The 8,258-nt window shown below is 41.6% G+C and carries 6 protein-coding genes and 1 other annotated feature (1 of these 7 only partly in view); of the genes, 4 read left to right on the top strand and 2 right to left on the bottom strand.

The window, feature by feature from the left end:
- Positions 1-163: a binding site (T-box leader), on the top strand (it extends 46 nt beyond the left edge of the window).
- Between the two features lie 50 nt (positions 164-213).
- From hisS to pepV, 4 genes are all read left to right on the top strand, one after another.
- Entirely contained in the window at positions 214-1,500 is a 1,287-nt protein-coding gene (hisS, locus tag CBF29_RS12245) for a histidine--tRNA ligase (protein ID WP_126810009.1), read from the top strand.
- Between the two features lie 29 nt (positions 1,501-1,529).
- On the top strand, positions 1,530-3,302 hold the full coding sequence (aspS, locus tag CBF29_RS12250; RefSeq protein ID WP_126810016.1) for an aspartate--tRNA ligase: 1,773 nt from the start codon (positions 1,530-1,532) through the stop codon (positions 3,300-3,302).
- Between the two features lie 91 nt (positions 3,303-3,393).
- A complete protein-coding gene (locus tag CBF29_RS12255; RefSeq protein WP_126810010.1) occupies positions 3,394-4,272 on the top strand; it encodes a YitT family protein in 879 nt (292 codons plus the stop codon).
- 53 nt (positions 4,273-4,325) lie between these two features.
- The gene (gene pepV / locus CBF29_RS12260) at positions 4,326-5,747 is read left to right on the top strand and encodes a dipeptidase PepV (RefSeq protein WP_126810011.1); all 1,422 of its coding nucleotides are present in this window, start codon (positions 4,326-4,328) and stop codon (positions 5,745-5,747) included.
- Between the two features lie 41 nt (positions 5,748-5,788).
- On the opposite strand, the gene zwf is transcribed toward pepV, so the two are convergent.
- Positions 5,789-7,300: a glucose-6-phosphate dehydrogenase gene (zwf, locus tag CBF29_RS12265; RefSeq protein WP_126810012.1), complete on the bottom strand. Its 1,512-nt coding sequence runs from the start codon at positions 7,298-7,300 to the stop codon at positions 5,789-5,791.
- 137 nt (positions 7,301-7,437) lie between these two features.
- Positions 7,438-8,091, bottom strand: coding sequence for a metal-dependent transcriptional regulator (locus CBF29_RS12270; protein ID WP_126810013.1), 654 nt, complete (start codon positions 8,089-8,091; stop codon positions 7,438-7,440).
- Positions 8,092-8,258 lie beyond the last annotated feature (167 nt).

An 8,258-nucleotide genomic window follows, 5' to 3' on the forward strand; every position in this document is an offset into this window, starting at 1 on the left:
GAAAACTATCTTGGCTGAAAATAGTTTCCGCAAAAAAAGCGAAAGACACTCCGGAGATAGACAGTGCAAAGCTGTTTCGCGTTCGAGGCGTTAATCGATTAAAGTGGAAAGAGACTCTCTTTCAAATTAGGTGGTACCACGTGTGAAATCATTCGTCCTTGTTAATTTAACAAGGACTTTTTTGTTTTAAAAATAAAAGGAGGATATGTAGAGATGAAGTATCAAAGACCTAGGGGAACGGCAGATATTTTACCGGGTGAAGTGGAAAAGTGGCAATTTGTTGAAAATACCGCTCGGGAAATTTTTAAAAAATACCAATTTAAAGAAATTCGTACACCAATGTTTGAGCACTATGAAGTCATTGCCCGTAGTGTGGGTGACACGACAGACATCGTTTCCAAAGAAATGTATGATTTTTATGATAAAGGAGATCGTCATATTACTTTGAGGCCTGAGGGGACCGCCCCTGTTGTCCGAGCGTTTGTGGAGAATAAGTTATATGGCCCGGAATTTCCGAAACCGTACAAAGCTTACTACATCGGTCCGATGTTCCGCTATGAACGCCCCAAAGCAGGAAGATTACGCCAGTTCCACCAATTGGGAGTGGAAGTGTTTGGCGGAGAAAATCCTGCAACAGATGTAGAAGTGATGTTGTTGGCTCTGGATTTCTATACAAGTTTGGGCATCAAAGAATTAAAGCTAGTAATCAATTCTTTAGGGGATAAGGAAAGCCGTCAAAAATATAGACAAGGTTTGATAGACTACTTGACCCCTCATTATGATGAATTGAGTCAGGACTCAAAAAATCGTTTTGAAAAAAATCCTTTAAGAATTTTAGACAGCAAAGACAGGCAAGACAAAATCATTGTCGCGAATGCGCCTTCGATTTTAGATTTCTTATCTGAAAAATCACAAAATCATTTTGACACAGTGAAGGCTCTGCTTGATTACTCAGGAGTGTCTTTTGAGATAGACCACCGGATGGTTCGCGGGTTAGATTATTATAACGACACGATTTTTGAAATCATGAGTGAAGCGAAAGTATTTGGAGAAAGAGTCGCTCTTGGGGGCGGCGGTCGATATAGTGGTTTGGTGGAAGAAATCGGCGGACCGGAAACTCCGGGTGTTGGTTTTGGTTTGGGGTTTGAAAGAACTCTGTTGGCCATCGAAGCAGAAGGAGACACCCTGCCTTTAGAGGACTCAATTGATGTTTATATTGTCGGTTTGGGCGAAGCAACGAATCTGGACTCTTTTAAATTAGTTCAAGCTATCCGCCATGCAGGTTTTTCAGCTGATCGTGACTATATGAACCGCGGGGCAAAAGCACAATTTAAAACAGCCAATCGCTTAAAAGCAAAAGTCGTAGTAACTATCGGGACAGAAGAAATTGAACAACAAGTGGCTAGAGTGAAAAACATGGCTTCTTCCAAAGAGGAGATTGTTCCGTGGACAGATATTTATCAGGATTTTGCCAGTATTTATCAGAAAATAACCAACTAGAGTTGATTGGGAGAAAAGGACGACAAACAATGACAAAAAGAAGTATGTACTGCGGGAAAGTATCTCGTGAACAATTAGGTGAAAAAGTGACTCTAAAAGGCTGGGTGCAAAAGCGCCGTGATTTAGGCGGTCTGATTTTTATCGATTTAAGAGACCGGGAGGGAATCGTTCAGGTAGTAGTGAGTCCTGACATTGCAGAGAGTTCTTGGGAGGCAGCCAATACTTGCCGTTCTGAATATGTGCTGGAAATCAGCGGAGAAGTTTTGGCTCGTGACAGTCAAGCTGTAAATAAAAAAATGGCAACAGGGGAAATAGAAATTTCTGCTCAATCTGTAGTGATTTTAAATAAAGCAAAGACACCTCCATTTCCAATCGAAGATGAAGGACAGGTCAATGACGATATTCGATTGAAGTATCGTTACATTGATTTACGCCGCAATAAAATGTATCAAAATATCAAGACTAGACATGACATCGTTCAGTCAGTCAGGAGCTTTTTAAATGGGGAAGACTTTTTAGAAATTGAAACACCTTATTTGGACAAGTCCACGCCGGAGGGTGCCAGAGATTATTTAGTTCCTTCGCGGATACAAGAAGGACACTTCTATGCCTTGCCTCAATCACCGCAATTAAGAAAACAATTGCTGATGGGTGCCGGGTTTGACCGTTATTACCAAATTGCCCGCTGTTTCCGTGATGAAGATTTACGTGGGGATCGCCAGCCGGAATTTACGCAAATCGACATTGAAACAAGCTTTTTGGCACCAGAAGAGATACAGTCTTTGACCGAAAAGATGCTGGTTAAGGTGATGAAGGAAGTTTTAAATGTGAAAATTCCTGCTCCTTTCCCAAGACTGAGCTATCAAGAAGCGATGGACAACTATGGTTCAGATAAGCCGGACACGCGCTTTGGTATGACCTTGCTTGACGTTGCTCCAGTTGTAAAGGAAACAGATTTCAAAGTGTTCCAATCTGCAATAGAAAGCGGAGGACAAGTCAAAGCGATTGTTGCTCCTCAAGCGGCGGAAAAATACTCAAGAAAAGATTTGGACAATTTGGGCAAAGAATTGTCACAATATGGCGCCAAAGGTTTAGCTTGGGTCAAAGTGACAGAAGAGGGTCTGAATGGACCGATTGCAAAATTCCTATCTCCGGTAGAAAACGAATTAACAACACATGTGGGTGCAGAAAGCGGAGATTTGATTTTATTCGTTGCTGATGCTGCCAATGTGGTGGCAGCTTCACTGGGAGCGTTGCGTTTGAAACTGGGCAAGGCGTTAGGATTGATTGATGAGACTCTTTTCAATTTCCTTTGGGTCGTTGACTGGCCATTATTGGAGTATGATGAAGATGAAGGGCGTTACATTGCTGCGCACCATCCATTTACTAGTCCGCAGAAGCAAGATTTGCCTTTGTTAGAAACCGCACCAGAAAAAGTACACGCCGAAGCGTATGATGTGGTGTTGAATGGTTATGAATTAGGCGGAGGGTCCTCAAGGATTTTCCAACGGGAACTGCAGGAAAAAGTTTTGGAAGTCGTTGGATTTAGTAAAGAAGAAGCTGTCAATCAATTCGGCTTTTTGCTGGATGCTTTAGAGTACGGTTTTCCTCCTCATGGGGGAATCGCGTTGGGGCTTGACCGCTTGGCCATGTTGCTGGCAGACGAAGACAATATCCGTGAAGTGATTGCTTTCCCTAAAAATGGCCGTGCCATGGACCCGTTAAATAATGCTCCCGGAAAAGTTTCAGAAGGACAATTAGTGGATCTTCATTTGAAAGTAATAGAATCATTAAAAGATTAAGAGAATAAGGAAATAGCTGCCGTTTATCCTTTTACTATGGCAGGGAAGAGATTATAATTGGCGTAGATATTAAAAAAAGAGAGAGAGGCCAATGGGAAAAAAAGAAAGGATAAAAATTCCTCAACAGGAATATATCCAAAAAACAGGTGTAGCCGTCTTATATGCTTTGATTGCGTCAGTTGCTTTAAACATTTTTTGGCGTCCAGGAAATATCTATGCTAGTGGACTGACAGGATTTGTTCAAATTATTGAAACGTTGCTGGAGAGATTATTCCATGTCCAGCTGCCTTTTTCAGTTTTATATTACCTGTTGAATCTTCCGTTATTTATTCTCGCGTGGCTAAAAATCAGTCGGAAATTTACTATTTTTACGTTAATTACGGTCACACTGACGTCGATTTCTTTGGCAGTCGTCCCAATCACTCCGCTGACAACGGACCCGTTGTTATGCGCCCTTTTTGGCGGAGCTGTGAATGGGTTTGGCGTAGGCTTTGCGTTGAAAAACGGCATTTCCTCTGGGGGACTGGACATCATTACTTTGTCAATTCGTAAGATGACCGGAAAAACAGTGGGTTCTGTTGCAATAATTTTCAATGCGGGGATTGCCCTCACTGCTGGTTTTTTATTTGGCTGGCAATATGCTTTTTACAGTATTTTAAGTTTTTTTATCAGCGGCAAAGTGATGGATGAAGTGTATACGAAACAAAAAAAGATGCAGGTGATGATTATTACCCGACATTCGGATCAAGTCATCGAGGCGATGCAAAGCAGATTACGCAGGGGAATCACGATTATTCATGGAGCAGAAGGAGCTTACGATCGTGTGGCGCAAGAAGTCTTGTTTACTGTCATCACACGGTATGAAATGTCGGCCTTCGTTTGCATTATGAAAGAAGCAGATCCCCATGCTTTTGTCAGTATTTCTGACAATGTGACGATTTTGGGTAATTTTTATGATCCCGGCATGTAATTTTTCGGTAGTTAGTTTAATTGAAATATCATTAGAAGGAGTGATTGGTTTTTATGACAACAATTGATTGGGAAAAGGAAGTAGCGAACAGAAAAGAAGAGCTGCTGGCGGATCTATTTGATTTATTGCGAATCCCTAGTGTGCGTGAAGATGATAAAGCGACACAAGAGGCACCTGTAGGCCCAGGTCCCCGAGATGCTCTGTTGAAGTTTTTAACTTTGGGTGAAAGAGATGGTTTCACTACTAAAAATATTGAAAATATCGCTGGACATATCGAATATGGTGCAGGAGATGAGACTTTGGGCATCTTTGGGCACATGGACGTTGTCCCGGCAGGAACTGGTTGGGAAACAGATCCTTTTGAACCAGTGCTCAAAAACGGCCGAATCTATGCCCGAGGTTCTGGTGACGATAAAGGACCAAGTGTGGCTGCTTATTACGCGGTCAAAATTATCAAGGAACTAAACTTGCCATTATCGAAAAAAATTCGTTTTATCATCGGAACGGATGAGGAAAGTGGTTGGCAATGTATGGACCGTTATCTGGAAGTAGAAGAAGCACCGGATTTTGGTTTTGCACCTGATGCGGAATTCCCGATCATTAATGGTGAAAAAGGAAATGTATCTGTGTCATTGAAACTTGCCGGTACCAACGATGGACCGGTTAAATTGATTAGCTTTAAATCAGGATTGCGTCCAAACATGGTTCCTGAATCTGGTACAGCAGTGCTTGAAGTTAAAGACCCTGAAACTTTAAGAACGATTGAAAAAGATTTGAATGAGTATGTTGCTGAAAATAAAATCTCAGGTCAGGTGACCATTGAAGATACTAAAGCAACAGTTTTTATCAAAGGAAAGTCAGCTCACGGCGCTAGTCCTGAGGCAGGAATCAATGGGGGGACACATCTGGCTAACTTCTTGAAGCAATACGATTTTGGCGGAAATGCTAAAGCTTATATAGAAACGATTGCCGAACTTATCCATGATGACACAGAAGGCAAGAAGCTCGGCGTTGCGTTCAGTGACGAAATTATGGGCGCCTTGACGATGAATGCCGGTGTTTTTGAGTTTGACGCATCAAATGAAGCTAAAAATAATTATGTTCTTTTGAATATGCGCTATCCAAAAGGGATAACAACGGAAAAAATCAACGACATTATTACTGACAAGCTTGCCGCAACAGCATTCAGTGTAGAAGTTGAAGAGGGAGGCAAAGGTCCTCACTATGTGTCAGAAGATGACGAGCTGGTCAAAACACTTTTGGCTGTCTATGAAGCACACACTGGATTGAAAGGGCATGGTCAAGTCATCGGCGGCGGTACGTTTGGCCGATTATTAGAACGAGGGGTAGCTTATGGTGCCATGTTCCCTGACAGCATTGACACAATGCATCAGGCAAATGAATTTATGGCAGTAGATGATTTGCTGAAAGCCACAGCAATCTATGCAGATGCTATCTACCGATTAGTTAAGTAAAAAATAAAAAAAGCTTGTCACAATTTCGTGACAAGTTTTTTTTATTTGAGTAAATCTCTCTCCCGGTACCACTCATCTGGTTTCCAAACCCAGTCGTCATTTTCCCGTTTGATTAAATCGAAGGCTTCTGCGGGTCCCATGGTTCCTGCTTTGTATGTAGGGATGTCACCTTCTTCTTTATCCCAAGCCTGCCGGATCACATCTACAATACGCCATGACTGAGAGACTTCATCCCAATGGGTAAAATTGGTTGCATCTCCTTTTAAAGCGTCTAGGACTAATTTTTCGTAGGCTTCCGGACTATTTTCAATGATTTCAGCGGTGTTGCGATAATCCAACTTGACAGGATCTAAGTGGAAGCCTGGTCCCACTTCTTTTCCGTTTAAAGTCAGGGAAAAGCCTTCTGTTGGTTGGATATAAATAGTCAAAATGTTTTGCGGCAGTGTTTTGCAAACATCTTCAGGATTAAAAATGTTGACCGGAGATGGTTTGAATACGACATTGATTCGTGCAGCTTTCGTTGTCAGTTGTTTACCGGTACGGATATAAAACGGTACCCCTTTCCAGCGAAAATTATCAATAACCAATTTTCCTGCCACGAACGTTTCAGTGCGTGAATCAGGGGCCACATTTGTTTCTTCTCGGTAAGAAATAATGTCCTTGCCGTTAAAGGTATTTGAGACATACTGTCCCCGGACGAAATTTTCCAATGCTTCTTCTTCAGAATAGATTCGGACAGCTTTTAATGCTTTGATTTTTTCTTCCCGGATAGTTTTTTCAGAAAAAGTATTGGGGACTTCCATGGCTAATAAGGCAACCACTTGCAAGATGTGATTTTGGATCATATCTTTTAAGGCACCGCTCTTGTCATAATAACCGCCCCGGTCTTCGACCCCCAAATCTTCTGCAAGAGTGACTTGGATATTATCGATATAATGATTGTTCCATAGAGATTCGAAAATGTAATTTCCAAAACGGACGGCGGAAATGTTTTGAATCATTTCTTTGCCGAGGTAATGATCGATTCTGAAAATTTGTTCTTCGTTGAAAACGGCACGGATTTGTTCGTTGAGTTGCTGGGCGGATTCGAAACTAGAACCAAAGGGTTTTTCGATAATCAGTCGGCTGTATCCGCGAGTGTCGATGATTTGTTCCGACTTCAGATGGTCAACGATTGTTCCAAAAAAGTTTGGCGCCATCGCTAGGTAAAACAGCCGGTTCCCCTCGAGTTGATATTTTTCGTCCAGCTCATCTGCCAGTTCTTTTAAGCTGTGGTAGTGAGCGCTATCCATCACATTATGTGCCTGATAATAAAAATGCGAAGAAAACGCCAAGGCTTCTTCTTCTGTTGGAGATAAGGCATCGATGGATGTGGTGATAACTTCCCGATAATAGTCATCGGTCCATTCCCGCCGTGCGGTCCCGATGACAGCAAATTTATTTTTTAAAAAACCTTTGCGATACAGTCGAAATAAAGAAGGGTATAATTTGCGTCGTGCCAAATCACCCGTACCGCCAAAAATTGTAAACAGTGCTATTTGTTCTTCGTTCATGGGAAGAATCCCCTCCAGTTAATCATACTTGTTTGAACTTTTTTTCTCCTCTTCATATTCTACTGTTTTCCAATAGTCAACGCAAGGACAAGGTTCCTGTCACGATTTTTAATTAAAAAATTCTCTGCAAAAGAGAATTAATCAATGAGTTTGATGAATATGTTATGGGCTGCTTTGCGGCTGACGATAAACGTCTTGCCTTCCTCATTTTTCAGAAGAATAGGACCGTCGTAAGTACTGATTTCTTCCACAGTCACGATGTCGTCAACGGTCAAGCCGATGTTTGCTAAATAATCCAGCAGTTCGATTTCATCAATGACCCGCTTGATTTGAATTTTTTGCCCTACCTGACAGTCAATCAGCGGTGTTTGGCTAGGTTCTACAACAAATTCTTTTATTTTTGGGATGATCCCTCCGTGAGGACAGGTGCTTGGAAAATTTAAAAATTCTTCCAAACGATTGGTTAATTCATCGGAAGTGGTGTGTTCCAGCTGTTCTGCTTCAGCGTGAACTTCATTCCATGAGTAATTAAGATGCTCTACCAGAAAAACTTCCCACAAGCGGTGTTTCCGGATAAGAGAACTGGCATATTTCATCCCGCTGTCCGTTAACTGGACACCTTGATAAGGCGTATGGGTCACAACATTGTCTTTTTCCAGCTTAGTTACCATTTCGCTGACGGAAGCTGGAGAGACGTTTAAGCCTGTGACAATAGCTTTATTGCTGATTCTTTTTTGGTATCCCCCAAGTTCATAGATTAATTTTAAATAGTCTTCTTTATTCGGAGTCACTCAGATCACCTTTCTTTCATTTTCATTTTAACATAGAAAACCTGGATAATTCATACTTATTTGAAAAAACAAGATAAACACTTTTGTGACGGTGTTTATCTTGTTTTATTTTAACACCCTTTGGGTGTACAAAAAGAGCCCCAATCTGTTATGGTTAAAGCGCCTAA

The organism is Vagococcus elongatus (assembly GCF_003987645.1).
GTDB classification, from domain to species: Bacteria; Bacillota; Bacilli; order Lactobacillales; family Vagococcaceae; genus Vagococcus_A; species Vagococcus_A elongatus.

Coding starts and splice junctions, on each gene's coding strand:
- zwf (WP_126810012.1), bottom strand. CDS start 7,300: ATGAACGAAGAACAAATAGCACTGTTTACAATTTTTGGCGGTACGGGT.
- CBF29_RS12255 (WP_126810010.1), top strand. CDS start 3,394: ATGGGAAAAAAAGAAAGGATAAAAATTCCTCAACAGGAATATATCCAA.
- aspS (WP_126810016.1), top strand. CDS start 1,530: ATGACAAAAAGAAGTATGTACTGCGGGAAAGTATCTCGTGAACAATTA.
- pepV (WP_126810011.1), top strand. CDS start 4,326: ATGACAACAATTGATTGGGAAAAGGAAGTAGCGAACAGAAAAGAAGAG.
- hisS (WP_126810009.1), top strand. CDS start 214: ATGAAGTATCAAAGACCTAGGGGAACGGCAGATATTTTACCGGGTGAA.